General features: G+C 69.0%; 23 protein-coding genes. 6 read left to right on the forward strand and 17 right to left on the reverse strand.

Annotated features, from left to right (window positions below; translation table 11 throughout):
* Nucleotides 1-9: 9 nt before the first annotated feature.
* The 14 genes from AC1DCJ_RS00655 to AC1DCJ_RS00720 form a co-directional block, all read right to left on the reverse strand.
* A complete protein-coding gene (locus AC1DCJ_RS00655; protein WP_478069851.1) occupies nucleotides 10-1,353 on the reverse strand; it encodes a 3-carboxy-cis,cis-muconate cycloisomerase in 1,344 nt (447 codons plus the stop codon).
* 69 nt (nucleotides 1,354-1,422) lie between these two features.
* On the reverse strand, nucleotides 1,423-1,986 hold the full coding sequence (gene pcaG, locus AC1DCJ_RS00660; RefSeq protein WP_478069852.1) for a protocatechuate 3,4-dioxygenase subunit alpha: 564 nt from the start codon (nucleotides 1,984-1,986) through the stop codon (nucleotides 1,423-1,425).
* A gap of 4 nt (nucleotides 1,987-1,990) precedes the next feature.
* The gene (gene pcaH, locus AC1DCJ_RS00665; protein WP_478069853.1) at nucleotides 1,991-2,701 is read right to left on the reverse strand and encodes a protocatechuate 3,4-dioxygenase subunit beta; all 711 of its coding nucleotides are present in this window, start codon (nucleotides 2,699-2,701) and stop codon (nucleotides 1,991-1,993) included.
* A gap of 106 nt (nucleotides 2,702-2,807) precedes the next feature.
* On the reverse strand, nucleotides 2,808-4,022 hold the full coding sequence (pcaF, locus tag AC1DCJ_RS00670) for a 3-oxoadipyl-CoA thiolase (RefSeq protein WP_478069854.1): 1,215 nt from the start codon (nucleotides 4,020-4,022) through the stop codon (nucleotides 2,808-2,810).
* Between the two features lies 1 nt (nucleotide 4,023).
* Nucleotides 4,024-4,671 carry a 3-oxoacid CoA-transferase subunit B gene (locus tag AC1DCJ_RS00675; RefSeq protein ID WP_137189252.1) on the reverse strand — a complete coding sequence of 216 codons (648 nt, stop codon included), beginning with the start codon at nucleotides 4,669-4,671 and terminating at the stop codon, nucleotides 4,024-4,026.
* A complete protein-coding gene (locus AC1DCJ_RS00680; protein WP_038688858.1) occupies nucleotides 4,668-5,363 on the reverse strand; it encodes a 3-oxoacid CoA-transferase subunit A in 696 nt (231 codons plus the stop codon). Before AC1DCJ_RS00680 ends, AC1DCJ_RS00675 begins: the two co-directional genes overlap by 4 nt.
* Nucleotides 5,360-5,503, reverse strand: coding sequence for a hypothetical protein (locus AC1DCJ_RS00685; protein WP_161578696.1), 144 nt, complete (start codon nucleotides 5,501-5,503; stop codon nucleotides 5,360-5,362). The genes AC1DCJ_RS00680 and AC1DCJ_RS00685 overlap by 4 nt, the downstream gene beginning before the upstream one ends.
* A 10-nt stretch (nucleotides 5,504-5,513) precedes the next feature.
* On the reverse strand, nucleotides 5,514-6,833 hold the full coding sequence (locus AC1DCJ_RS00690) for an MFS transporter (RefSeq protein ID WP_478069855.1): 1,320 nt from the start codon (nucleotides 6,831-6,833) through the stop codon (nucleotides 5,514-5,516).
* A 49-nt stretch (nucleotides 6,834-6,882) separates the two neighbouring features.
* Nucleotides 6,883-7,770 (reverse strand): type I 3-dehydroquinate dehydratase, encoded by an 888-nt coding sequence (gene aroD / locus AC1DCJ_RS00695; RefSeq protein ID WP_258317445.1) that lies wholly within the window; start codon nucleotides 7,768-7,770, stop codon nucleotides 6,883-6,885.
* Nucleotides 7,770-9,065, reverse strand: coding sequence for a carbohydrate porin (locus AC1DCJ_RS00700; RefSeq protein ID WP_478069856.1), 1,296 nt, complete (start codon nucleotides 9,063-9,065; stop codon nucleotides 7,770-7,772). Before AC1DCJ_RS00700 ends, aroD begins: the two co-directional genes overlap by 1 nt.
* A 23-nt stretch (nucleotides 9,066-9,088) precedes the next feature.
* Nucleotides 9,089-10,600, reverse strand: coding sequence for a right-handed parallel beta-helix repeat-containing protein (locus AC1DCJ_RS00705; protein ID WP_478069857.1), 1,512 nt, complete (start codon nucleotides 10,598-10,600; stop codon nucleotides 9,089-9,091).
* A gap of 300 nt (nucleotides 10,601-10,900) precedes the next feature.
* Nucleotides 10,901-12,466: a protein adenylyltransferase SelO gene (locus AC1DCJ_RS00710; protein ID WP_478069858.1), complete on the reverse strand. Its 1,566-nt coding sequence runs from the start codon at nucleotides 12,464-12,466 to the stop codon at nucleotides 10,901-10,903.
* A gap of 37 nt (nucleotides 12,467-12,503) precedes the next feature.
* Entirely contained in the window at nucleotides 12,504-13,196 is a 693-nt protein-coding gene (locus AC1DCJ_RS00715) for a glutathione S-transferase family protein (protein WP_478069859.1), read from the reverse strand.
* Between the two features lie 154 nt (nucleotides 13,197-13,350).
* Nucleotides 13,351-13,560: a cold-shock protein gene (locus AC1DCJ_RS00720; RefSeq protein WP_017356920.1), complete on the reverse strand. Its 210-nt coding sequence runs from the start codon at nucleotides 13,558-13,560 to the stop codon at nucleotides 13,351-13,353.
* A 300-nt stretch (nucleotides 13,561-13,860) separates the two neighbouring features.
* Here AC1DCJ_RS00720 and AC1DCJ_RS00725 point away from each other — a divergent pair, with 300 nt between their 5' ends.
* Entirely contained in the window at nucleotides 13,861-14,337 is a 477-nt protein-coding gene (locus AC1DCJ_RS00725; RefSeq protein WP_141058446.1) for a YaiI/YqxD family protein, read from the forward strand.
* A 228-nt stretch (nucleotides 14,338-14,565) separates the two neighbouring features.
* On the opposite strand, the gene AC1DCJ_RS00730 is transcribed toward AC1DCJ_RS00725, so the two are convergent.
* A complete protein-coding gene (locus AC1DCJ_RS00730; RefSeq protein WP_478069860.1) occupies nucleotides 14,566-15,447 on the reverse strand; it encodes a pseudouridine synthase in 882 nt (293 codons plus the stop codon).
* Complete coding sequence (locus AC1DCJ_RS00735; RefSeq protein WP_478069861.1) at nucleotides 15,444-15,830, reverse strand: hypothetical protein; 387 nt, start codon at nucleotides 15,828-15,830, stop codon at nucleotides 15,444-15,446. Before AC1DCJ_RS00735 ends, AC1DCJ_RS00730 begins: the two co-directional genes overlap by 4 nt.
* Before the next feature lie 122 nt (nucleotides 15,831-15,952).
* Here AC1DCJ_RS00735 and AC1DCJ_RS00740 point away from each other — a divergent pair, with 122 nt between their 5' ends.
* The 3 genes from AC1DCJ_RS00740 to AC1DCJ_RS00750 all read left to right on the forward strand — a co-directional run bounded on the left by AC1DCJ_RS00740 (nucleotide 15,953) and on the right by AC1DCJ_RS00750 (nucleotide 19,857).
* Nucleotides 15,953-16,501, forward strand: coding sequence for a YaeQ family protein (locus tag AC1DCJ_RS00740; protein WP_478069862.1), 549 nt, complete (start codon nucleotides 15,953-15,955; stop codon nucleotides 16,499-16,501).
* A gap of 8 nt (nucleotides 16,502-16,509) precedes the next feature.
* A complete protein-coding gene (locus tag AC1DCJ_RS00745) occupies nucleotides 16,510-17,694 on the forward strand; it encodes a BaiN/RdsA family NAD(P)/FAD-dependent oxidoreductase (protein ID WP_102100685.1) in 1,185 nt (394 codons plus the stop codon).
* A 90-nt stretch (nucleotides 17,695-17,784) separates the two neighbouring features.
* Entirely contained in the window at nucleotides 17,785-19,857 is a 2,073-nt protein-coding gene (locus tag AC1DCJ_RS00750; RefSeq protein ID WP_314403421.1) for a GGDEF/EAL domain-containing response regulator, read from the forward strand.
* 62 nt (nucleotides 19,858-19,919) lie between these two features.
* Here the strand turns inward: AC1DCJ_RS00750 and AC1DCJ_RS00755 are convergent, their stop codons facing one another.
* Entirely contained in the window at nucleotides 19,920-20,507 is a 588-nt protein-coding gene (locus tag AC1DCJ_RS00755) for a TetR/AcrR family transcriptional regulator (protein WP_478069863.1), read from the reverse strand.
* Between the two features lie 133 nt (nucleotides 20,508-20,640).
* Between AC1DCJ_RS00755 and AC1DCJ_RS00760 the strand changes: the two genes are divergently transcribed.
* Both AC1DCJ_RS00760 and AC1DCJ_RS00765 read left to right on the forward strand, forming a co-directional pair.
* Nucleotides 20,641-21,882 (forward strand): MFS transporter, encoded by a 1,242-nt coding sequence (locus AC1DCJ_RS00760; protein WP_478069864.1) that lies wholly within the window; start codon nucleotides 20,641-20,643, stop codon nucleotides 21,880-21,882.
* The gene (locus AC1DCJ_RS00765) at nucleotides 21,879-23,084 is read left to right on the forward strand and encodes an MFS transporter (protein ID WP_478069865.1); all 1,206 of its coding nucleotides are present in this window, start codon (nucleotides 21,879-21,881) and stop codon (nucleotides 23,082-23,084) included. Before AC1DCJ_RS00760 ends, AC1DCJ_RS00765 begins: the two co-directional genes overlap by 4 nt.
* The last annotated feature ends 39 nt before the right edge of the window (nucleotides 23,085-23,123 follow it).

A 23,123-nucleotide genomic window follows, 5' to 3' on the forward strand; every position in this document is an offset into this window, starting at 1 on the left:
CAATAAGGTTCAGCGCTGCGCCAGCACGCGGTTGATCCAGGTGTCGGCCATGCCACGCCAGCTGTCGGGGGCGAACAACGCCGCCAGCTGCGTCGACGACAGCTGCGCGCTCACGTCCGGCATCTCCTGCAGCACCTCGCGCAGGTGCCGCGACTGCGCCAGCGCCTGGCGTGCGGCCTGCTCCACCTGCGCATGCGCGGTGGCCTTGCCCAGCGTTTCAGCCAGCGTCACCGCCACCGCTTCTGCGTAAAGCAGCCCCCCGTGGCTGTCCAGGTGGTCGCGCATGCGGGCCCGGTCCAACTGCAGACCCTGCACCACGACGGTGACCTGGGCCAGGCTGCCGGCGCACAGGCGCACGATCTCCGGCACGGTTTCCCACTCGGCGTGCCACTGCCCGGCCGCGCGCTCATGCGGTTGCGGCATCGCCACGAACAAGGTGGACAACAGGCCCGGCACCCGCGTGGCCGCGGCAATGGCCGCCACGCAGCCCACCGGATTGCGCTTGTGCGGCATCGCCGACGACCCGCCCCTGCCCTCGCCGGCCGGCTCGAATGCTTCGGCCACTTCGGACTGCATCAGCAGCACGATGTCGGTGGCGATCTTGCCCAGCGTGCCGGTGAGCAGCGCGAACGTGCTGCCGAGTTCGGCCACCCGGTCGCGGGCGGTGTGCCACGGCAGCGCCGGCACCGGCAACTGCAGTTCGTCGCCCAGGGCCTGGGCCACGTCCAGGCCGCGCGTCTGCAGCGAGGCCAGGGTGCCGGCCGCACCGCCGAACTGCAGCACCAGCGTGTCGTCGTACAACGCGTGCAGGCGCCGTTGGCTGCGGTGCAATGCGTCGAGCCAACCGGCGGCCTTCAACCCGAAGGTCACCGGCACCGCCTGCTGCAACAGCGTACGTCCGGGCAGGCCGGTATCGCGCTCGGCATCGGCCAGCACCGCCAACGCGGTGCACAGCACGTGCAGCCGCTCCTGCACCAGCCCTACTGCCTCGCGCAGCTGCAGTACCGCGCCGGTGTCGATGATGTCCTGGCTGGTGGCGCCCCAGTGCACCCAGCGCGCGGCGTCGGCATCGGCGTGGCGCACCTGCGCGGTCAGCGCCTTGACCAGCGGAATGGCCGGGTTGCCCGCCAGCAACGTGGCCTGGCCCAGCGCCGGCACGGCGTACAGGTCGGCCCGGCAGGCCGCTTCGATCGCGCCGAGCGCGGCCGGCGGAATCACCGCGCAGCGCACCTGCGCGCGTGCGAGCGCGGCTTCCACGTCGAGCATCGCCTGCAGGCGCGCGGTGTCGGTGAACACCGCGTCCACCTCCGGCGCGCCGAACAGGCCGCCAAGCAGCGAGGGGAAATCGCTCATCAAACGCCATCCAGTCAAAGGTGGACCCAGCTTACCCGCGCGCCGTCAGGCCGCGCGTGCAGGCCGGCATCAGTAGTCGAAGAACACGGTTTCCAGCTCGCCCTGCATGCGCACGTCCCAGTGGTACAGGCCGTTGCCCTGCGCCTGGGCGATGAGCGTGGCGCGGCGTTCGGCCGGCACCAGGGCCAGGATCGGATCGTCGGCGTTGCCCGGCGCGTCGCTGAAGTACACCCGTGCACTGGCCGCGCGCAACAGACCGCGCATGAACACCAGCACCATCAGGTGCGGTGCCTGCGGCTGCCCCTTGGGACCGGCCACACTGCCCGGGCGCACGGTGGTGAAGGCGAAGCGGCCCTGCGCGTCGGTGGGCACCCTGCCCCAGCCATTGAAGGCCGGGTCATGCGCGTCGTGGCGCGGGTCTTCCGGATGCGCGTAGATGCCCTGCGCGTCGGCCTGCCAGATTTCCAGCACGGCATCGGACACCGGCACGCCCAGGCCATCGAACACCTGGCCCTGCACCTGTACGCGCTCCCCCTGCGCCTGGGCCGGCGCGATGTCGGTGCGGTACAGCGGTTCCAGGCCCAGCCGGTAGTACGGGCCCACGGTCTGCCACGGAGTGGATTGGAAACTCATCTGCTTACTCCCACACGGTCATCTTGCGACCGCGCAACACGATGTCGAAGCGGTAGCCGAGGGCGAATTCGTTGGCGGTGTTTTCCCAGTCGAACGAGGACACCATGCGCTCGCGGGCTTTTACGTCGTCCACGCAGTTGTAGATCGGGTCATACGCCAGCAACGGGTCGCCGGGGAAATACATCTGCGTGACCAGGCGCTGGCCGATGCCTTCGCCGTGCAGCGAAAAGTGGATGTGCGCCGGTCGCCACGCGTTGTAGTGGTTGCGCCACGGGTAAGCGCCGGGCTTGATGGTGGTGAAGCGGTAACGGCCGTGGTCATCGGTGAGCACCTGGCCGGTGCCGGTGAAATTGGGGTCCAGCGGTGCGTCGTGCTGGTCGCCCTTGTGCAGGTAGCGGCCGGCGGCGTTGCACTGCCATACCTCGACCACGCTGTTGCGCACCGGGCGGCCGTTCTCGTCCAGCACCCGGCCACTGACCACGATGCGCTCACCCAGCGGCTGGCCCTTGAAGCCGGCGGTCAGGTCGGCGGCGTGCTCGCCAAGGGTGATGCGGTCCAGGGTAGGCCCGGTCACTTCGGACAGCGTGGCCGGGATCTGGATCGGGTCACGCCCGGGGCCGCGCAGGCGGGTGGACGCATACGGCAGGTGGATGCGGTCCGGCTGGGTGCCGGGATAGGGCCTGCGGTAGCCGCGCAGGTCAGTGGGATCGCTCATGGCGTACTCCGGTTGGCGGGCGGCCGTTGGGGCCGCAGCTGAAAGGCAGTGGCACGCTGCCATGCGAAGGCGGCAGCGGCCGTGAAGCAGGAAAAAACAGGGGCGGTCACACGCGCTCGATGGCCAGCGCGACCCCCTGGCCCACGCCGATGCACATGGTGGCCAGGCCACGCCGACCCCCGCTGGCTTCCAGCTGGCGCAGCAGGGTCAGCGCCAGGCGCGCACCGCTCATGCCCAGCGGATGGCCCAGCGCGATGGCACCGCCATTGGCGTTGACGTGCGCGGCATCGTCGGCGACACCGAGCTGGCGCAGGCACGCCAGCCCCTGCGAAGCAAACGCTTCGTTGAGCTCGATCGCATCGAAATCGGCGACGGACAGCCCGAGCCGCGCCAGCAGGCGCTGGGTGGCCGGCACCGGGCCCATGCCCATCACCGCCGGTTCGACCCCGGCACTGGCAAAGCCCAGGATGCGCGCGCGCGGAGTCAGGCCCAGTGCGCGCGCCTGTGCGCCCGACGCCAGCAGCACCGCGGCGGCGCCGTCGTTGATGCCCGACGCATTGCCGGCGGTCACGGTGCCGGGCTGGCGGAACAACGGCTTGAGCGCGGCCAACGCGTCCAGCGTGGTGTCCGCGCGCGGGTGTTCATCGCGCGCCACGCGCACGGTTTCACCGCGCTTGCGCCCGGGTGCATCCACCGCCACGATCTCGCCGTCGAAGAACCCGCGTTGCTGGGCGGCGGCGGCGCGCTGCTGGCTGCGCAGCGCGAACGCGTCCTGGTCGGCGCGCGACACCGCGTACCGCTCGGCCACGTTCTCGGCGGTCTGGCCCATGGTCTCCACGCCATACAGCGCGCGCAGCTGCGGGTTGATGAAACGCCAGCCCATGGTGGTGTCTTCCATCACCTGGTCGCGCGAGAAGGGTGTGCCTGCCTTGCCCATCACGTAAGGCGCGCGCGACATCGACTCCACGCCGCCGGCAATGGCCAGCCCGAGCTCACCGGCGGCGATGCCGCGCGCCACCGTGCCGATCGCATCCAGCCCCGAGCCGCACAGCCGATTGACGGTGCTGCCCGGCACGCTCACCGGCAGGCCGGCCAGCAGCAGGCTCATGCGGGCCACGTTGCGGTTGTCTTCGCCGGCCTGGTTGGCGCAGCCCAGGTAGACCTCGTCGATCAACGCCGGGTCCAGCTGCGGATGGCGCGCCAGCAGCGCCTTCAACGGGATCGCGCCGAGGTCATCGGCGCGCACGCCGGCCAACGCACCGCCGTAGCGGCCGATCGGGGTACGAATGCCATCGATGATGTAGGTGTCATGCAGGGTCATGTCAGGCTCCTTCGCTCATCTGCAGCGGCAGGCCGGTGAGCTCACGCAGCTGCTCCAGGCTCACCCCGTCCACCATTTCCAGCACGCGCGCGCCCGCCTCGCCGAGGTCGAACACGGCCACGTCGGTATACACGCGCGACACGCAGCGCAGCCCGGTGAGCGGGTAGCTGCACGCCTCCACCAGCTTGCTCTGCCCCTGCTTGGTCAGCAGGTCCATCATCACGAAGACCTGCTTGGCGCCGATGGCCAGGTCCATCGCCCCACCGACGGCGGGAATGGCATCGGCCGCACCGGTGCTCCAGTTGGCCAGGTCGCCCTGCGCCGACACCTGGAATGCACCCAGCACGCAGATGTCCAGGTGACCGCCGCGCATCATCGCGAACGAATCGGCATGGTGGAAATAGCAGCCGCCGGTGAGCAGGGTCACCGGCTGCTTGCCGGCATTGATCAGGTCTGGGTCCTCTTCGCCCGCTGCCGGTGCCGGGCCCATGCCGAGCAGGCCGTTTTCCGACTGCAGGAAGATCTCCTTGTCGGCCGGCAGGAAGTTGGCCACCGTGGTCGGCAGGCCGATGCCCAGATTGACGTAGGCACCTTCGGGAATATCGCGCGCCACGCGCGCGGCCATCTGTTCGCGGCTCAGGCGGTTCATGCGCGGGCTCCAGCGGTGGCGGTAGCGGTGGCATCCAGGGCAACCACGCGCTGTACGAAGATGCCGGGCGTCACCACGGCTTCCGGGTCCAGGTCGCCCAGCGGCACCACGGCGTCCACCTGCACGATCGCACAGCGCGCGGCCATCGCCATCAGCGGTCCGAAGTTGCGCGCGGTCTTGCGGTACACCAGGTTGCCCCAGCGGTCGCCGTGGTGGGCCTTGATCAGTGCGAAGTCGGCGTGCAGCGGGTATTCCAGCACGTAGTGACGCCCGTCGATCTCGCGGGTTTCCTTGCCGTGGGCCAGTTCGGTGCCGTAACCGGTGGGGGTGAAAATCGCACCCAGGCCCGAGCCGGCGGCATGGATGCGCGCGGCCAGGTTGCCCTGCGGCACCAGCTCCAGTTCGATCTCGCCGGCGCGGTAGGCCGCATCGAAATGCTGCGAGTCGGCCTGGCGCGGGAACGAGCACACGATGCGGCGCACGCGCTTGTGCCGGATCAGCGCGGCCAGGCCGGTGTCGCCGTTGCCGGCGTTGTTGTTGATGATGGTCAGCCCGCGCGCGCCCTGCGCGATCAGGGCATCGATCAGGGCGTCGGGCATGCCGGCGGTACCGAACCCGCCAATCATCACCGTCGCCCCGTCGTGGATGTCGGCCACCGCTGCGTCAGCGTTGGCCACGGTCTTGTCGATCACTGCGTTGCTCCTTGCCGTGCCTTGCAGGCGGCGGCGACATACGGGGGAAAACGGGACGCGGACATGGTGCGCAGCGGCGACGACGCGGTCAATCCGATAATCGGACTCATGATGCGATAATCGCACACGCGGATGTCCATGCCCGTCGGCTCAATTGCGCGTCTGGCCAACGCCGACGCGCAGGCCCAGGCAGGCCCACGCCGCCAGTGCCAACGGCAGCGCACACAGCACGTACAGCGCGGTGGGCGACCAGCCCGCATCAACCAGCAGGCCGACGGTGAGCGGCGACAGAATGGCGCCGACCCGGCCAATGCCGATCGCCCAGCCCAGCCCGGTGGTGCGCACGTCGGCGGCAAATACCACCGGCGCGGCGGCATACAGCCCGGCCATGGCGCCGAACAGGGCCGCACCGATCACGAACGCCACCGGGAAGGCGATACCGAGTTGGGTGTTGAACCCGGCGAAGGCCAGCATCGCCACCATCGCCAGCAGCAGGCTGGCTGCGGTGAGCCGCGACAACGCCCAGCGCGACGCCAGCCAGCCGAACAGGCTGCCACCGACAATCCCGCCGAGGTTGAGCAGCACACCGCCGGTGATGCCCTGCTGGGCCGACACGCCGGCCGACACCAGCAACTTCGGCGTCCAGCTCAGCACGAAATAGAACGCGAACATGTGCAGGAAAAACGCCATCGCGATCAGCACCGACACCCGGCGCAGGTCACCGACGAACAGCGCCGCGTAGCCCTTGCGCCCATCGGCGCGCACCGGTGCCGGCGGCAGCGCCTGCAACGCGGGCATGTGCATGCGCGCCAGCAACGCGTTGAGCCGCGGCAAGGCATCCGGCGGACGCCGTGCCACCAGGAAATCCAGCGATTCGGGCAGGCACTTGAGCACCAGCGGGATGCACAGCAACGACGCGCCGGCGCCGATCAGGAATACGCTGTGCCAGCTGAAATGCTGCAGCATCCAGGCCGCCAGCACGCCGCCCAGGGTGGCGCCGATGGGGTAGCCGGTGGCCTGCAGCGCCACTGCGGTGCTGCGCCATTTGGGGTTGGCGTACTCGGCGGTGATCACGCCCACGCCGGCCAGCATGCCGCCGATGCCCACACCGGTGAACACGCGCAGCGCGCCCAGTTGCCACGCGTTGCTGGCCAGCGCCGACAACGCCATGCCCCCGGTGAGGATCACCAGGCACAGCATGATCATCGGCCGCCGGCCCCAGCGGTCGGCCAACGGCGCCAGCAGGAACGAGCCCAGCGCCATGCCAACCAGACCGGCGCTGAGCATGATGCCCAGCAGCTTGCCCGACAGCGCCCAGTCGGCCGACACGTGCGGCGCGGTGAACGCCATGACCATCACGTCGAAGCCATCGAGCATGTTCAACAGCACGCAGATGGCGATCGCCGTCCATTGGAAGGGAGTCATCCGCTCGAGCACGAGCGGGGAAGCGGCGGCGGTGGCATGGCTCATACGGGGATCCTGCGACGACGTAGTGCGGAGGGCGTCCGGCGGGGAGGTCTCAACGACCGGCCTGGCTGGAGGCATGGATGACCTGGAGCACCTGCTGCAGCTGCTCGACCTCGACCTGGCCCGGCGCCGACGGGGTGCCGATCATGCCGAAGGTCAGCGCCTGGCCGAAGGTTTCCCCGGCCAACCGCGAGACCACGCCGGTGCCGCCCATGGACATGGTCAGCAGCGGCTTGCTGCTGCGCTGGCGCACCTGCCAGGTGGCATCCAGCAGGGCAAGCACGTCGCCGGCGTCGCGCGGCATCACCGCGATCTTCAACACGTCCGCGCCCATCGCCTCCTGGCGCAGCAGCCGCGCCACGATCTCCTCGCGCGCCGGGGTAGCGTGGAAGTCGTGGCTGGACATCACCACCTTCACCCCGGCCGTGTGCGCCTGCGCGACCAGTGCCGCCACCCGCTCCGGATCGCGGAACATTTCCACGTCGATCAACTGGGTGAAGCCGCCGCGCAGCAGCGTGGCGTACAGCGCGGCGTAGTCGGCGTCGCTGATCGGCTTGCTGCCGCCTTCGGCCTGGGTGCGGAAGGTGAGGATCATCGGCTTGCCGTCCAGCGTGCGCGCGATGCGCTTGCCGAGGGTCACCAGCGCCTTGCCGTCGGTGGCGATGTCCAGGTAGTCGATGCGCCATTCGGCCAGGTCGGTGGCCGGGCTGGCGGCGATCACGGCGGCCTGCTGCAGGGCCTGTTCGGCGGTGGCACCGGTGATCGGCACGATGGTGCGCGGCGCGCCTTCGCCGATGCGCAGCGTCCCTACCTGCAAGGGCGTGACCGGTACCGGCGCGGCGTGGGCAACGGCGGCGGCGCCGCCGAGCACGGCGGCCAGCATGAAGGGAGTGAGCGGACGCATGCGGTTCACCAGGAACGAGGGAAGGAAGGTGCGCATCAGAAGGTCACCTTGGCCTGTACGCCCACGGCCCACGCGTTGTCGGTGCGGGTGTAGGCGAACGTGCCGGGGTTGACGATGTACTGCACGTCGGGGCGGATCATCAGCCAGGGATTCACCTGGACGCTGTAGGACAGTTCGAACAGCTCCTCGGCCTGGCTGAGCTGGTACAGCGGCGAGTCAAGCGGCACGCCCGCGTCGGCCAGGGTGGCGCGGCGGGCGTCGACCAGGCGGCGGTTGATGTCCGCGCCCACGTAGCCGAGCGCGATGCTGTCCTGCGCGCGTGAGCCGATGCCCTGGTAGACACCACCCAGTGCATACCAGCGGCGGATCTGCGCGGTGTCGGTGTCCGACACCATGTACTGCGCGAAGGCGGTCAGCCCGCGCTGCGGGTCGCCGGCTTCGCGGGTAAGCCGCTGCTCGGCGAGCACATACGCACCGTGGCGGCCGGTGGTGGGCGAGGTATCCAGCCCACGCTGGTCCACCCGCGAGGTGTCGTAGTAGCCGCCGAACTTGTACACGCCCGGATGCGCCCCGCCCTTGTCCGGGGTCCAGGTCACTTCCAGCGGAATCAGCGAGCCGGTGGTGCCCGACACGAACGGACGGAACGCATTGCGTTCGATGTTGCCGCCCAGGTTCGGGTTGACCTGGAACCAGCCGGTGCGCACGTTCAGCGCCGGGCTCACCTGCTGGGCCACTTCACCGCCCCAGCGCGCCGTGGGGTAGTTGTACCAGCCGCTGTTGCCCGACATTGCCAGCGGATGGGCGCAGAAAGCGGCGTTGACGAAGTGGGTCAGCAGGCTGTGCAGGCCGAACTGATTGCCCATCGCGTAGTAGCCCAGCTTGAAATACGACTGCCCGGCGTTGAAGGTCTGGTCGTAGCTGGCCTCGGTGAGCCGGGTGTACTGCCCGCCGTAGGCCTCCTGGATCGGGAAGCGGTTGCCGACCAGGTCGGCCGAGGCGCTGTTGCCGCGGCGGTCGTTGAGGGTGACGTGGAAGGCGCCGCCGTCCCAGCCGGCCAGGCGGCCCATGTCCAGGTCGACGCCGACCCGGACCTGCTGCGCATAGCGCGCGCCGGTGCGGCCGTAACCGCCGTCGACCACGCCCATCGCCTCGCCCACGTAGTCGCCACGGAAGCGGATGCCGCGTTCGTCCAGCGCGGTACGGGTGCCGCCCCAGTCGCCCGTGAGGGTCTTGCCGTCGTAACGATTGCTGTCCTGCGCGTGGGCCAGCACGGGCGCCAGCACGGCAGCGGACAACAGCAGGGCCAGCGGAGTGGGGTTCGGAAATCGCATCGGAGTCTCTCGGGGTCGATGGGTCAGCGCAGCGACAGCGGCGCGCTCAACGGGGAGGTGGCACCCAGCGCGGACGTCGCGGTGGCGGTGAGCGTGGCGATACCGGCAGCCTCGCCGGTGGTCGGCAGCGCCAGCGTGAAACGGCCCTGCCCCTGCGCATCGGTGACGGCGTCGACGGTGCCGAGCAGGCGCTCGGCGTCGCCGCCGTTCGCGGCACGGTTGCCGAACACCTCCAGCTGGTAGCGCTGCCCCGGCACGCCCTGGAACACCCCCTGCACGGTGCGCGCGGTGCCGGTGCCCTGCACCGCCTGCAACACCGGCGCGGCCTGGCCCAGGTTGGGCGCCGGCTGGCACCCGGTGGTGTCGGTGCCGCTGCAGATGCGCGCGCGCTTGGACGGGTCGGTATCCACGCCGCGGCCGCGCGAGCCCACGAAGGTCGCGTGTTCCAGCCCCGGTACGCCGAACACGATCGCCCCGCGCGGCTGGCCCGTGGCGCAGGCGCCACCGGCTTCGCAACGCGCGATCTTCAGCCCGTTGCCCACCATCTGGTTGGCGCTGAAGCGGTTCGGTGCGCTCACCGGCTGCGGACGCACCGCGATGCCGATGCCGTTGCCGGTAATCGTGTTGCCGTCCACCACGTTGTCGCTGCCGGTGACGCTGACCCCGATCGAATTGCCGGTGAAGGTGTTGGCTGCGATGTAGTTGCGGTTGCCCCAGTTGATCTGCAGGCCGTCGGAATAGTCGACGAAGCGGTTGCGTACCACCGTATTGTCGTTGCCCCACAGAATTTCGATGCCCTGTGACGGCTCCGGGTTGGCGGCGGTGGACTGGAACAGGTTGTCGGCCACCAGGTTCCAGGCCGCGCCGCGGGTCAGCTCCAACCCATCGCCGTTGTCCACGAACTGGTTGCGCACGATGCGGTTGTGCACGGTGGTGGTGGCGGTGGACTGGCCCTTGCCGTCGTCGCCGGTCAGCATGATGCCGGCGCCGCCCTTGTTGGCCACGATGCGGTTGTCGTGGATGTCGCTGTGGCTGCTGCGGTTGATCAGCACGCCGATGCAGAAGTTGCGGATCTCAAGGCCGCTCAGCTCAACGCCCGTGGTGTCGCGCAGGACCAGCCCCGGCAGCGTGGTGGTGCGCACGTTGGTGCCGGACTGGCCCGGCTCGGCGCCCGGGCAGGCATCGGTGCCGGTACCGGTAACGTAGCCGCCGCCATCGATGGCGACGTACTGGCCGGCGCTCGCCCACGGCGTGCCGACGATCTGAACCGGGCCGACGATCTCCGGCAGCGGCGATGCCGGACGGATCACGTACGGCGCGCTGCCCACCGCGGCAATCTCGATGCGGTAGCGGCCGGGAGCCTGGTTGGCAGTGGTGATCGCCCAGCGCAGCGACCCGGGGGCGGCGTCGTCGGCATAGCGGTCCACGTGCAGGACCTGCAGCGACTCGCGCGGCGGCTCGGCCTGGTAGGCCAGCGCCAGCGACGGCAGCAGGGCAAGCAGGGTCAGGGAAACAACAGACAGACGGCAACGCATGCGCAGGCTCCGCACAGGGAAAGGGACTCCGGCGGTCTTTCCCCTGTACCTGGCTTCAGTACCGTAGTGGCACTGCCCTCGCCCGCCAGAGGTGGATCGCTTGGAACGGGATTGAAAGTAGGTTTATCGCACTGCACCATTCAAGTGCGTTTATCGACTACGTGTGCGATTATCGGATTTTACCGCTACGACCATTGTCGTAGACGCAGGCACGACAACGGCCACCGCAGGCGCGGTGGCATGCGATGGCGTGCAGTCAGAAGGGTCGCAGTGAAGGCGCGGCGTACCGCGCACCCGGGCTCAGGAGCTGCAGGACAGCATCGAACAGCCGGCCTTGTCGCGCGCCCAGTCAGGGCGCTTGCCGGCGAAATGCGCACGGCCCGGCTGCACGTCATAGGGATGCCGCAGCACCTCCAGCAGCGTGTGCACACCGCTCATGTCGCCCTGCTCGGCCTGTTCGATGGCCGCCTGCGCCAGCCAGTTGCGCAGCACATACACCGGGTTGGCCGCCGCCATCCGCTGCTGGCGCATGGCCGCATCCAGCGTATCGGCACGCAGGCGCGCGGCGTACTGCTGCAGCCAGGCCTGCACGGCGGGCAGGACGGCCTCGCGCCGCTCGGCGCTGTAGAAGGCCGCGTCCAGCACCTGCACCGACGGCGCCTGCGGATCGAGCGCCATCAGGCCGCGGAAGGCCAGCGTCATGTCCATCTCGCCGTCCTGCAGGATCTGCAACCAGGCGGCCATCATCGCCACGTCGTCATCGCCGCACTGGGCCAGGCCGAACTTGGCCGCGATGTCCTCGCGCTCGCGCTGGGCGTGCACGGCCTGGAAACGGGCCAGTCCGTCATGCAGCGGCGCGACGTCGTCGAACAGCGGCGACAGGGCCTGCGCCAGCCGGGTCAGGTTCCAGTACGCCACCTGCGGCTGGGTGCCGAAGCGGTAGCGGCGGCCCTGTGCGTCGGTGGTGTTCGGGGTCCAGTCGGGGTCGTAGTCGTCCACCCAGCCATACGGGCCGTAGTCGATGGTCAGGCCCAGAATGGACATGTTGTCGGTGTTCATCACCCCATGCACGAAGCCGACCCGCATCCAATGCGCCACCAGGATCGCGGTGCGCTCGCAGATCTGCGCGAACCACTGCGCATAGCGCTGCGCGCCGGCATCGGCCAGCGACGGGAAATCACGCGTGATGCAGGCATCGGCCAGCTGCCGCAGCAAGGCCACGTCGCCGCGCGAAGCCGGCAGTTCGAAGGTGCCGAAACGGATGAACGACGGTGCCACCCGGCACACCACGGCGCCGGGTTCGGCCTTCGGGTGGCCGTCGTAGAACATGTCGCGCACCACCGCATCGCCGGTGCCCACCAGGCTCAACGCGCGCGTGGTCGGCACGCCGAGGTGGTGCATGGCTTCGCTGCACAGGAATTCGCGGATGGACGAGCGCAGGACCGCGCGGCCGTCGGCCCCGCGCGAGTACGGGGTGCGCCCGGCCCCTTTCAACTGCAGTTCCCAGCGCGCGCCGTCGGGGGCCAGCAGCTCGCCCAGCGAAATGGCGCGACCATCGCCAAGTTGCCCGGCCCAATGCCCGAACTGGTGGCCCCCGTAGTTGGCCGCCCACGGCTGCATGCCGGCGTACAGCGCGTTGCCGCCGAACACCCGCGCAAAATCCGGGCTGCCGGTAAGGTCCGGGCCAAGGCCCAGCAGGTCGGCCACCTCGGTGGAAAGCGCCAGCAGCTGCGGCGCGGCCACCGGCGTGGGCATCACCGACGACCACGCGGCACCGCGCACCTCGCGCACGCGCGGGCCGGTTTCCTCGTCGCCGGGAAGGTCGCCGATGAATCGGTTGTCGAAGCGCAGGGGCTGGGTATCCATGCTCACCAGATGGGGGCGCCGCTGCGCCCCCGCAAGTTCACGCCGCGCCCGCGCCCAGGTCCAGCGCGCCGCCGCGCTCGGTGGCGCGCTGATAGGCCGGGCGCTGTTCGATGCGCTGCAGGAAGCCCTGCAGTTTCGGGTACGCGTCCATGCTGCCAGCACGCGACGCAGCTGCCTGGATCGGGAAGCTCATCTGGATGTCGGCGGCGGTGAAGCGTTCGCCGGCGAACCACGGCGACTGGCCCAGCTCGCGCTCCATCCATTGCAGGTGCAGCTTCAGCTGCGGGCCCACGAACCCCTTCATCACCTTGTCGGCAATGCCACGGGCGATCGGCTTGGCAAAGAACGGCATGGGCGCCTTGCGGACCCGCGCGAACACCAGGCTCAACAGCAACGGCGGCATCGCCGAGCCTTCGGCGTAGTGCATCCAGTAGCGGTAGCGCACGCGCTCGGTGGCCTGGGCCGGCAGCAGTTCGGGCGACAGCTGGCGGGCGCTGTCGTAGCGGTCGGCGAGGTATTCCAGGATGGCCCCCGACTCGGCCAGCACCAGGGTGTCGTCCTGCAGCACCGGCGATTTGCCCAACGGGTGGATCTCGCGCAGCGCCGGTGGCGCCAGCCAGGTGCTGGGATCGCGCTGGTAGTTGACCAACTGGTACGGCAGGCCCAGCTCTTCGAGCATCCACAGCACGCGCTGCGAGCGCGAGTGGTCCAGATGGTGCACCTTGATCATTGACGGGTCCGCAGGTTCAAAGCGACATCGTAACGAGGTACGCGCCCTGCCGATGTCATCGACCGCCCACGGATGAAAAAACACCCCGCATAAAAAACGCCGGAAGCTTTCGCTCCCGGCGTTTCATTGCAACCTGACGGTAGCGGGGGGTCGATTAGACCGCCTGCACCTGATCAGCCTGCATACCCTTCTGGCCCTGCACGGCGACGAAGGTCACCTTCTGGCCTTCCTGCAGCGACTTGAAGCCGGTGCCCTGGATGGCACGGAAGTGCACGAAAAGGTCCGGGCCGCTTTCCGGGGTGATGAAGCCGAAGCCCTTGGCATCGTTGAACCACTTCACGGTGCCCTGCTGACGATCAGACATGTACTAACTCCTGAAACAATAGTTGAAATAATCGCGGCCGCCGCTTATCGGAGCCGAGACTGAGTTGCAGGCGTTGGTAAAGCGGATCGATGAGCAGATCGTGAGATCAACTGCACCAGGCCACGATTCACGGTGACCCTAGCAAACACAGTGTGGGTGACGATACTCGTGTTTTACCTAAAAAGCGATAGCTGGTTTATTCAGCCATCCCCCCGTCACGCCTGACGGGACAAGGGATTGGCGCATCGTACACGATTTCGCACGCCCCATTCAGACTTTTCCTACCTTAAGATCAGCCAAATGCCCGATTCAAGTTCCGCCATATGCCGCATCTGGGTTGATGCGGACGCCTGCCCCGGGGTGATCAAGGAGATCCTGTTCCGGGCCGCCGAGCGCGTGCAGGTGCCGCTGACCCTGGTAGCCAACCACTGGCTGCGTACCCCGCCCTCGCGGGTGATCGATTTCCTTCAGGTGCCGGCCGGGCTGGACGTGGCCGACAGCGCCATCGTCGAGCGGGTGGCCGCCGGCGACCTGGTGGTCACCCAGGACATCCCGCTGGCGGCGCTGGTGATTGCCAAGCAGGCCGTGGCGCTGAACCCGCGCGGGCAGCTGTATACCCCCGACAACATGGCCGAGCGCTTGTCGATGCGCAATTTCATGGAGGAGCTGCGCGGCGCCGGCGTGCAGACCGGCGGCCCACCGCCGCTGGGCCCGCGTGAACGGCAGGCGTTCGCGGCCGAACTGGATCGCTGGCTGGCGAAGCGTTCAGGGCGCTGAACCGGGAGGGCGGCCGCTGGCCGGCTCCTCATGAAATTCGGGCGCCACATGGGCTGCCGGCCGCTGGCCGGCGCCTCATGAAATCCAAACGCCACGGTAGTGCCGGCCGCTGGCCGGCTCCTCATGAAATCTGGCATTGCGGGGAGCCGGCCCCAGAGGCCAACGCTACGGCATATAGCAGAGCCCGGCGCTACGGGGTTTTTGCGGGGAGCCGGCCAGCGGCCGGCACTACCGGGGGGTTGCCACGTTGGCTGTGAGCTTCCGGTCGCTGCTGAAATGACGCGGTTTGCCGGTCAGCGGGTCAATGAATGACAGCGCCTGGGCCAGCAGTTGCAGCGGTGCCGCGGCGTCGCCCTCGCCCGCCGTGCGCAGCACCGGGTACAGGTCGTCGCCCTCGATCGGGGCGCCCAGCGCGGCCATGTGCACGCGCAACTGGTGCTTGCGGCCGGATTCGGGGAGCAGCCGGTAGCGCCAGATCGGGCCATCGGCGTCGATGACCTCGATGCGGGTGCGGGCATTGGGCTCGCCGGGCACTTCGGCCATGCGGAAGAACGGTTCGCCTGCTACCAGCCGGGTATGCCGTTCCAGCGGAAAGGTTCGTCCGGGCAGCGCCGGGGCCAGCGCCTCGTAGGTCTTGTCGATGCGTCGTTCGCGGAACAGCCGCTGGTAGGCGTCACGGGTATCGGGGCGGGTGGAGAACAGCACCAGCCCGGCGGTGAGGCGGTCCAGCCGGTGCAGCGGCACCAGGTCCGCATTGCCGGTGCGCGCCACCAGTCGCGCCAGCAGGGTTTCGCGCACATGCGCCCCGGCCGGGGTGACCGGCAGGAAGTGCGGCTTGTCGGCCACCAACAGATGCGCATCCTGATGCACCACCGTTTCAAGGAACGGAATCACCGGCTCCTCGGCCACCTCCCGAAAATACTGGATCTCCAACCCCACCTGCCACGCCCGGTCCGGCGCCAGCGCCCTGCCCTGCGCGTCCAGCACCCGCCCGCGTGCAAAGCGGCTTTCCCATTGCGCCCGGTCGATCCGCGGGAAGCGCGCGCACAGGCCGTCGAGCAGCGTTGCCCACGTGCCCGGAGGGAGCTGCAGGCGACTGGGCGGGGTCATGGCGATGCCCCGCTGCCAGCGTCGGCATCGGCATCGGCATCGGCAGGCAGCGTGACCACCGCCAGTAGCGCCCAGCCATCACGCTCATCGCCCCGCACATCGGCTGCAGCCAGCCCGGCGTCGATCAGCGCGCGCATCACCGCCGGCCGGTGCAGGTTGATCCACTGACCGTCGGCGGTCCGCACGCTGCCCGTGGCCAGCCCCGCGTCGCCCGACAGGCGACCGCTGGCCGGATCGGCAGCGAAGCGGATACGCAGGCGGCGCCCGGCGCCGTAGGCCGACAGCACCGTCCAGGCCGGGTCGGCGGTGACCGGCCCACGCCGGACGCTGCAGATAAAGGGAGCACCGTCGATGACCAGACGGCGTGGCGGGGAACGTGACATGCAGGGCGACAACCGGACCGCGAAGGCCCCAGCGTGCCACCAAACGCCCTCCTCCAGAAGCATCGCCCCGGACACCCCCGGGGCAAACCACTATCATGGTCCTCTTTGCTCCCGGTATCCCCATGGCCCTCACCGCCACTATCCGCAAGGCCGAACTGCAGATCAGCGACATGGATCGCGGCTACTACGCGACCCATAACCTGACCCTGGCCCAGCACCCGTCGGAAAACGATGAGCGCCTGATGGTGCGCCTGCTGGCCTTCGCGCTGAATGCAGAGGACCGCCTGGAGTTTGGCCGAGGCCTGAGTACGGACGACGAGCCGGACCTGTGGCACCGCGACTACACCGGCGACATCCTGCAGTGGATCGACCTGGGCCAGCCCGACGAATCGCGCATCCGCAAAGCCTGCAACCGCAGCCGGCAGGTGCAGGTGATCACCTTCGCCGGGCACGGCGCCGATATCTGGTGGAGCAAGCAGGCCAAGGGCCTGGAGCGCTTCGACAACCTCTCGGTGCTGGATCTGGACAGCACCTTCGTGGAACGCTGGGCCGAGCAGATCCAGCGCGCCATGCGCTGGAATGTGCTGATCCAGGATGGCGAAGTGCAGCTGATCAACGACCATATGCAGCTGGACGTGATCCCGACCTGGCGCAAGCGCATCAAGGAATGAGCCAGGCGATGAAGCCCATTGCATGCGACGTGCTGGTGATCGGCGCCGGCGCGGCCGGGCTGATGTGTGCGCTCACCGCCGGCCAACGCGGCCGCATGGTGCAGGTGATCGACCATGCCAACAAGGTCGGCAAGAAGATCCTGATGTCCGGCGGCGGGCGCTGCAACTTCACCAACACCGGCACCACGCCAGCCAATTTCCTCTCGGCCAACCCGCACTTCTGCAAGTCGGCGCTGGCCCGGTATACGCCGTGGCACTTCATCGAGATGGTCGAACGCCACGGCATCGCCTACCACGAGAAGGAACTGGGCCAGCTGTTCTGCGACATCTCTTCCAAGCAGATCGTGCGCATGCTGATGGACGAGTGCCAGGCCGCCGGCGTGCAGGTGCGCACCGACTGCGGGGTCACCAAGGTCGAGCGCGGCAGCGACGGTTTCCATGTCACCACCGCACAGGGGCAGTTCCACGCCGCCTCGCTGGTCGTGGCCACCGGCGGGCTGTCCATCCCCAGCCTGGGCGCCAGCGGTTTCGGCTACGAGCTGGCCCGCCAGTTCGGGCATGAGGTGCTGCCCACGCGCGCCGGGCTGGTCCCGCTGACCCTGAGTGGCAAGCACCAGGAACGCTTCAACGACCTCAGCGGGGTGGCCTTGCCGGTGACGGCGCGCTGCAACGATGTGGCCTTCAGCAACTCCATGCTGATCACCCACCGCGGCATCAGCGGCCCGGCCATCCTGCAGATCTCCTCGTTCTGGCAGCCCGGCGACGACCTGCGCCTGGACCTGCTGCCAGGCCAGGACGCGGAAGGCTGGCTGCGCGCGATGAAGCGCGACCGCGGCGCCGCCGAACTGCGCACGGTGCTGTCCGAGGTGCTGCCGCGGCGGCTGGCGCTGCGCCTGTGCGAGCACTGGCTGCCCGACCGCCCGGTCAAGCAGATTGACGAACCGCAGCTGCGCGAGGCCGCTGCGTTGCTGCAGGGCTTCCCGCTGGTGGCCAGCGGCACCGAGGGTTACCGTACCGCCGAGGTCACCCTGGGGGGCGTGGACACCCGCAAGGTGTCGTCCAGTACGTTTGAATCGCAGTTGGTCCCCGGCCTGCACTTCGTGGGGGAAGTGCTGGACGTGACCGGCTGGTTGGGCGGGTACAACTTCCAGTGGGCCTGGGCCAGCGGCCATGCCGCAGGCCAGGTGGTGTAAGCCGGCGACGGATTCGTGACCGGCTACCGTTTGCCGCATGGACGTATCCACAGCCATCGTGTATCAAGTTTGCAGTCCGGGGAGTAGTGAATGCAGAACACGAATGACATGACCGTGCGCCTGCTGATCGTGGATGACAGCGGTGAAAACGCTGAAACCATCGTCAGCACGCTGCGCAACAGCGGCATCGCGGTGCGCCCGGCGCGCCCGCAGCACGCCGAGGAGCTGGCCCAGATCCTGGGCAGCCAGCCGATCGACCTGGTGCTGGCCGCGCCTGCGCAGAGCATTCCGCTGCTGCTGGTCACCCAGCAGATCGCGGCCAGCGGCAAGGACATCCCGATGATCCTGCTGGCCGAGTCGATCGACGAGAACGAATGGGTGGAAGCCGGGGCCAACGGCATCCGCGCCATCGCCCTGCGCAACCGCCCCGAGCACCTGCTGGCGGTGGTGCGCAACGAGTGGACCGACCTGCACGCGCGCCGCGGGCTGCGCCGCATCGAAGCGCAGATGCGCGAAACCGAACGCCGCTGCGATGCCCTGATCTCCTCCTCGCGCGACCCCATCGCCTACGTCCACGAAGGCATGCACATCCGCGCCAACGAGGCGTACCTGGAGATGTTCGGCTACGAATCCTTCGACGACGTCGAAGGTATTTCGCTGCTGGACATGGTGGCCCCGCAGCACGTGGACGGCTTCAAGCAGCTGCTCAAGTCGATGAGCAAGGGGGAGGCGCCGCCGCCGCAGTACCAGGTGGATGCGCGCAACCAGGACGGCGCGGTATTCCCGGCCACCATGGAATTCACCCAGGCCAGCTACGAAGGCGAATCCTGCCTGCAGGTGGTGTTCCGCCGCCGGCGGATGGAGTTCGACCCGGAACTGGCCCGCGAGGTCGAAGACCTGCGCCAGCGCGACCAGGTCACCGGCCTGCTCAACCGCCCCACCTTCATGCTGCACGTGGAGAACGCGGTGGCCCAGGCCGGCCGCAGCGAGGGCCAGTTCGGCCTGCTGCTGATCGAGCCGGACCACTACGCACGCCTGCTGCCGGACATCGGACTGGATTCGGCCGATGCGCTGATCGGCGCACTGGGCCAGGTGCTGGCCGCCAGCGTCGGCGATGTGGCACAGGTGGCCCGCTTTGGCGAACACAGCTTCGCGGTGCTGACCGAAGGGGCCTACGCGCAGACGGTGGCCCTGGCTGACCAGATCCGCGATGCGTTCGCCGGCCAGGTGTTCAGCATCGGCGAGCGCTCAGCCACGGTCACCGTCAGCATCGGCGGCGTACAGGTGGGCGAGAAGATCGCCAGCATCGGCCAAGTATTGGCGCGCGCCACCGAATGCCAGCAGGCGGCGTCGGAACTGGGCAACACCACGCGCATCTTCGATCCGGCCGCCATCGACCGGGTGGAAGAAGAACGCATCCAGCGTTGGGTCACCCGCATCCGCGAAGCGCTGGGCGGCGACGGCTTCCAGCTGCACTACCAGCCGGTGCTGAGCCTGCAGGGCGAGCCGCTGGAGCTGTACGAGGCGTACCTGCGCCTGGACAACAACGGCGAGCTGCTCAGCCCCACCGCGTTCCTGGGCATCGCCGAGGAACATGGCCTGCTGGCCGACATCAACCGCTGGGTGGTGGCGCACGCCATCGGCGTGCTGGGCGAGCGCGAACGCGCCGGCCACCCCACCCACATGATGGTCAAGATCACCCCCGAATCGTTCAACGACCCGCAGATGGTGGCCACCCTGCGCCGCGAACTGCAGGCCCAGGGCGTGCCGGGCGAGCGGCTGTGGCTGCATGCGCCGGAAGCGAAGGTGTTCACCCACCTGCGCAATGCCCAGCAGTTCCTGGCCGACGTGGCGCCGCTGGGCTGCCGGATCGGCCTGGAGCAGTTCGGCTCGGGGCTGGATTCGTTCCAGTTGCTGGCGCACTTCCAGCCGCAGTTCCTCAAGCTGGACCGCGACTTCACCCGCGATGTGGCCAGCACCCGCGAGCACAGCGAAAAGATCAGCGAGATCACCGCACGCGCGCAGTCGGCCAACATCCGCACCATCGCCGAGTTCGTCGCCGATGCCAACTCGATGAGTCTGTTGTTCAGTGCCGGGGTGGACTACGTGCAGGGCGACTTCGTCGGCCCCGCCGGGCCGGTGATGAATTTCGATTTCGCGTAAGGGGCGTCACGACCAACGGTCGTGACCTACCGGCTTGCGTCACGACCAACGGTCGTGACCCGTTACCGGGTGGCCAGCAGGCCGCGCAGCAGCAGATCAAGCGCGGCCTGTGCCTGGCGCAGACGCTCGGTCGCCTCGGGCGCCTCGGCTATCCAGAACGCCGCTTCGGCCAGACTGCCGTAAATCAGCGAGGCCAGCGCCTGCGGGTTGGCGTCCGCCACCACGCCCAGGCGCATGAGGTTTTCGATCAGGCCCTGCATCGAGGCGACGCAATGGCGCTGCGCTTCCGGTGATGCCCCGCCCAGCACCGCGCGCGCATCGCGCAGCACGATGCGCTGGATATCCGGCTCCAGGGCCATCTGCAGGTAGGCATGGCAGCGGCTGCGGAACCCGTCCCATGGGTCGGCCGCCGTGGCCGAGATCGTCTGTAGGCGGGCGTCCATGGCGGCGTCCAGCTGCGCCACCAGGGCCTGCAGCAATCCCTTCTTGTCGCCGAAGTGGTGGTACAGCGCGCCCCGGGTGAGCCCGGCCTGCGCGGTCAGATCGTCCATCGAGGCGTCCGCATAGCCCTGCGCGGTGAACACGGCGTGCGCGGTCGCCAACAGGGCCGCGCGGGTTTCTTCCATCTCGGCACGGGTACGGCGGGCCATCCGGTCAGCTCCTTACATACGGTACGTATGATTATTTACATTCACTCCGTATGTATATAGGATTTTATTCATACACGCCGTATGTATGTTCGTCCGCCCCTCGGGCCGACGGCCGAATCCTGGAGAAACACCGATGCTCGCCCCGTACCGAATGTTGTTCACCGCCCCCGGAACCGGGCGCTTCGCCTTGGCCGGGTTGCTGGCGCGCCTGCCCTTGCCGATGACCGGCATTGGCATCATCACCCTGCTTGCGCAACTGCGCGGCAGCTACGCCCTGGCCGGCAGCGTGGCCGCCACCTTCGTCCTCACCTACGCGCTGCTGTCGCCGCAGATCTCACGCCTGGTGGACCGCCATGGGCAATCGCGCGTGCTGCCGGTCGCCACGGCGATCAGTGTGTTCGGCATGGCGCTGCTGCTCGCGGCCGCTTGGCGGCAGGCACCGGCATGGACGCTGTTTGCCGGGGCGGTGCTGGCCGGGTCCATGCCCAGCATGTCGGCGATGGTGCGCGCGCGTTGGGCCGCCATGTTCCGGGGGCAACCGCGCCTGCAGACCGCCTACTCACTGGAAACCGTGCTGGACGAAGTGACCTTCATTGCCGGTCCGCCGCTGGCGGTGGGGCTGTCGGTGGCGATCGATCCGCTGGCCGGCCTGTTCGCCGCCGCCGTGCTGTTGGCCCTGGGCGTCGCCGCGCTGGTCGTGCAACGCGGCAGCGAACCGCCGCTGCAGCCCATCGATGCGGGCGACCGCCACGGGTCGGCGCTCGGCGTGGCGAACGTGCGTCTGCTGGCGTTGCTGATGGTGGCGATGGGTGTGATTGTCGGCACCGTGGACATCACCAGTGTCGCCTTCGCCGCGCAGCGCGGCGTGCCCGGTGCCGCCAGCGTGGTGCTGTCCGCCTATGCACTGGGCTCGTGCGCGGCCGGCCTGTTGTTCGGTGCGGTGTCGCTGCGTTGGCCCCTGCGGCGGCTGCTGTTGCTGGGCGGCATGGCAACCGCGCTGTCCACCCTGCCCCTGCTGCAGGTGGACAGCATCGCCGCGCTTGCGGTGGCCGTGCTGGTGGCCGGGGTGTTCTTCGCCCCGACCATGATCGTGGCGATGTCGATCGTGGAACGGCTGGTGCCTGCGCATCGGCTGACCGAAGGCATGACCTGGCTGCTGGCCGGTCTCAACGTGGGCGTGGCGATGGGTGCGGCCGGTGCCGGCCAGATCGTGGATATCGCCGGTGCACGCGCAGGGTTCGGGGTCGCCGTGACCGGTGCTGCGTTGGTGGTGATCACCACGCTGTGGGTACATCAGCGGCTGCCCGGCAAGACTGGCACCGCACCCGATGCGGCCGAAGCGCCCGCCTCCCTTGCTGCAGGATCCGACCGATGACCCGCGTTTCCATTGCCCCCTCCTTCGCACTGCGTCCATGGCTGGCGGTGGTGGCCGCCGGCCTGGCCACGTTCTCGGTGGTCACCACCGAAATGCTGCCGGTCGGCCTGCTGTCGAGCATCGCCGAACAGTTGGGCACTCGCACCGGCACCGTGGGTCTGACGCTCTCGCTACCGGCGCTGCTGGCCGCGTTGTTCGCCCCGATCGCGGTGATCGGCGCCGGGGGCATTGACCGCCGCTGGGTCCTGGCGGGCTTGCTGGCCCTGCTGGTGGTCGCCAACCTGGCCTCGGCGTTGGCGGTGGATATTTACTGGCTGCTCGCCGCCCGCGTGCTGGTGGGGTTCTGCATGGGCGGCATCTGGGCCATCGCCGGTGGCCTGGCGGCGCGGCTGGTGCCGGCCGAGGGCGTGGGCCTGGCCACGTCGATCATCTTCGGCGGTGTCGCGGCCGCGTCGGTGCTGGGCGTGCCGTTGGGCACCTGGGTCGGCGACCTGGCCGGCTGGCGATGGGCCTTTGCCGGCATGGCGATGCTCAGCGCGGCGGTGTTGGCGCTGCATCTTCTGGCGATGCCCGCGCTGCCAGTGGCGTCGTCGCCCACCCTGCGGCAGTTGCGCGGGCAGCTGGGCAACCGGGCCTTGCAGGCGGGGCTGCTGTTGACGCTGCTGCTGGTCGGCGGCCACTTCATGACCTTCACCTTCGTGCGGCCGCTGCTGGTCGGCGTGGCCGGCATCGATCCGCGTTGGATGGGTGCGGTGCTGTTCGGCTACGGCATCGCGGGCATCGGCGGCAATTTCCTCGCCGGCACCGCGGCTGCCCGCCGCACGGCACCGACGGTCGCGGCCATTGCGCTGGGCCTGCTGCTCACGCCGGTGCTGTTTCTGACCCTCGGCGACACGGTCGCCGGTGGCACCGCCGTGCTGCTGGTCTGGGGCCTGGCCTACGGCGGGGTGTCGGTGGCGCTGATGACCTGGGTGATGCGGGCCGCGCCGCACGCCGTTGAAATGGCCAGCGCGCTGTATGTCGGCGTGTTCAACGTGGGCATCGCGTTGGGCTCATGGAGCGGCGGCCAGCTGATGGACGGGCCGGGGCTGAGCAGCATGCTGTGGGCGTCGGCCGGCTGTGCCGGCGCCGCGCTGATTCTGGCGGCGGTGCTGACCGCACGTGGGCAGCCGCGGCGGACGGAAACGACAAACGCCGGGTAATCCCGGCGTTTGCAGTGCAGCTCAGGCGTGCCCCTGCTG

This window comes from Stenotrophomonas sp. 10N36 (assembly GCF_056395005.1).

What these genes read in the sequence shown, in the direction of transcription:
- AC1DCJ_RS00700 (WP_478069856.1), bottom strand. Translation starts at nt 9,065, where the DNA reads ATGCGATTTCCGAACCCCACTCCGCTGGCCCTGCTGTTGTCCGCTGCC.
- AC1DCJ_RS00675 (WP_137189252.1), bottom strand. Translation starts at nt 4,671, where the DNA reads ATGAACCGCCTGAGCCGCGAACAGATGGCCGCGCGCGTGGCGCGCGAT.
- AC1DCJ_RS00740 (WP_478069862.1), top strand. Translation starts at nt 15,953, where the DNA reads ATGGCCCTCACCGCCACTATCCGCAAGGCCGAACTGCAGATCAGCGAC.
- AC1DCJ_RS00710 (WP_478069858.1), bottom strand. Translation starts at nt 12,466, where the DNA reads ATGGATACCCAGCCCCTGCGCTTCGACAACCGATTCATCGGCGACCTT.
- AC1DCJ_RS00730 (WP_478069860.1), bottom strand. Translation starts at nt 15,447, where the DNA reads ATGACCCCGCCCAGTCGCCTGCAGCTCCCTCCGGGCACGTGGGCAACG.
- AC1DCJ_RS00760 (WP_478069864.1), top strand. Translation starts at nt 20,641, where the DNA reads ATGCTCGCCCCGTACCGAATGTTGTTCACCGCCCCCGGAACCGGGCGC.
- AC1DCJ_RS00750 (WP_314403421.1), top strand. Translation starts at nt 17,785, where the DNA reads ATGCAGAACACGAATGACATGACCGTGCGCCTGCTGATCGTGGATGAC.
- AC1DCJ_RS00720 (WP_017356920.1), bottom strand. Translation starts at nt 13,560, where the DNA reads ATGTCTGATCGTCAGCAGGGCACCGTGAAGTGGTTCAACGATGCCAAG.
- pcaH (WP_478069853.1), bottom strand. Translation starts at nt 2,701, where the DNA reads ATGAGCGATCCCACTGACCTGCGCGGCTACCGCAGGCCCTATCCCGGC.
- aroD (WP_258317445.1), bottom strand. Translation starts at nt 7,770, where the DNA reads ATGCGCACCTTCCTTCCCTCGTTCCTGGTGAACCGCATGCGTCCGCTC.
- pcaF (WP_478069854.1), bottom strand. Translation starts at nt 4,022, where the DNA reads ATGACCCTGCATGACACCTACATCATCGATGGCATTCGTACCCCGATC.
- AC1DCJ_RS00655 (WP_478069851.1), bottom strand. Translation starts at nt 1,353, where the DNA reads ATGAGCGATTTCCCCTCGCTGCTTGGCGGCCTGTTCGGCGCGCCGGAG.
- AC1DCJ_RS00715 (WP_478069859.1), bottom strand. Translation starts at nt 13,196, where the DNA reads ATGATCAAGGTGCACCATCTGGACCACTCGCGCTCGCAGCGCGTGCTG.
- AC1DCJ_RS00725 (WP_141058446.1), top strand. Translation starts at nt 13,861, where the DNA reads ATGCCCGATTCAAGTTCCGCCATATGCCGCATCTGGGTTGATGCGGAC.
- AC1DCJ_RS00745 (WP_102100685.1), top strand. Translation starts at nt 16,510, where the DNA reads ATGAAGCCCATTGCATGCGACGTGCTGGTGATCGGCGCCGGCGCGGCC.
- AC1DCJ_RS00765 (WP_478069865.1), top strand. Translation starts at nt 21,879, where the DNA reads ATGACCCGCGTTTCCATTGCCCCCTCCTTCGCACTGCGTCCATGGCTG.
- AC1DCJ_RS00685 (WP_161578696.1), bottom strand. Translation starts at nt 5,503, where the DNA reads ATGGACATCCGCGTGTGCGATTATCGCATCATGAGTCCGATTATCGGA.
- pcaG (WP_478069852.1), bottom strand. Translation starts at nt 1,986, where the DNA reads ATGAGTTTCCAATCCACTCCGTGGCAGACCGTGGGCCCGTACTACCGG.
- AC1DCJ_RS00755 (WP_478069863.1), bottom strand. Translation starts at nt 20,507, where the DNA reads ATGGCCCGCCGTACCCGTGCCGAGATGGAAGAAACCCGCGCGGCCCTG.
- AC1DCJ_RS00690 (WP_478069855.1), bottom strand. Translation starts at nt 6,833, where the DNA reads ATGAGCCATGCCACCGCCGCCGCTTCCCCGCTCGTGCTCGAGCGGATG.
- AC1DCJ_RS00705 (WP_478069857.1), bottom strand. Translation starts at nt 10,600, where the DNA reads ATGCGTTGCCGTCTGTCTGTTGTTTCCCTGACCCTGCTTGCCCTGCTG.
- AC1DCJ_RS00735 (WP_478069861.1), bottom strand. Translation starts at nt 15,830, where the DNA reads ATGTCACGTTCCCCGCCACGCCGTCTGGTCATCGACGGTGCTCCCTTT.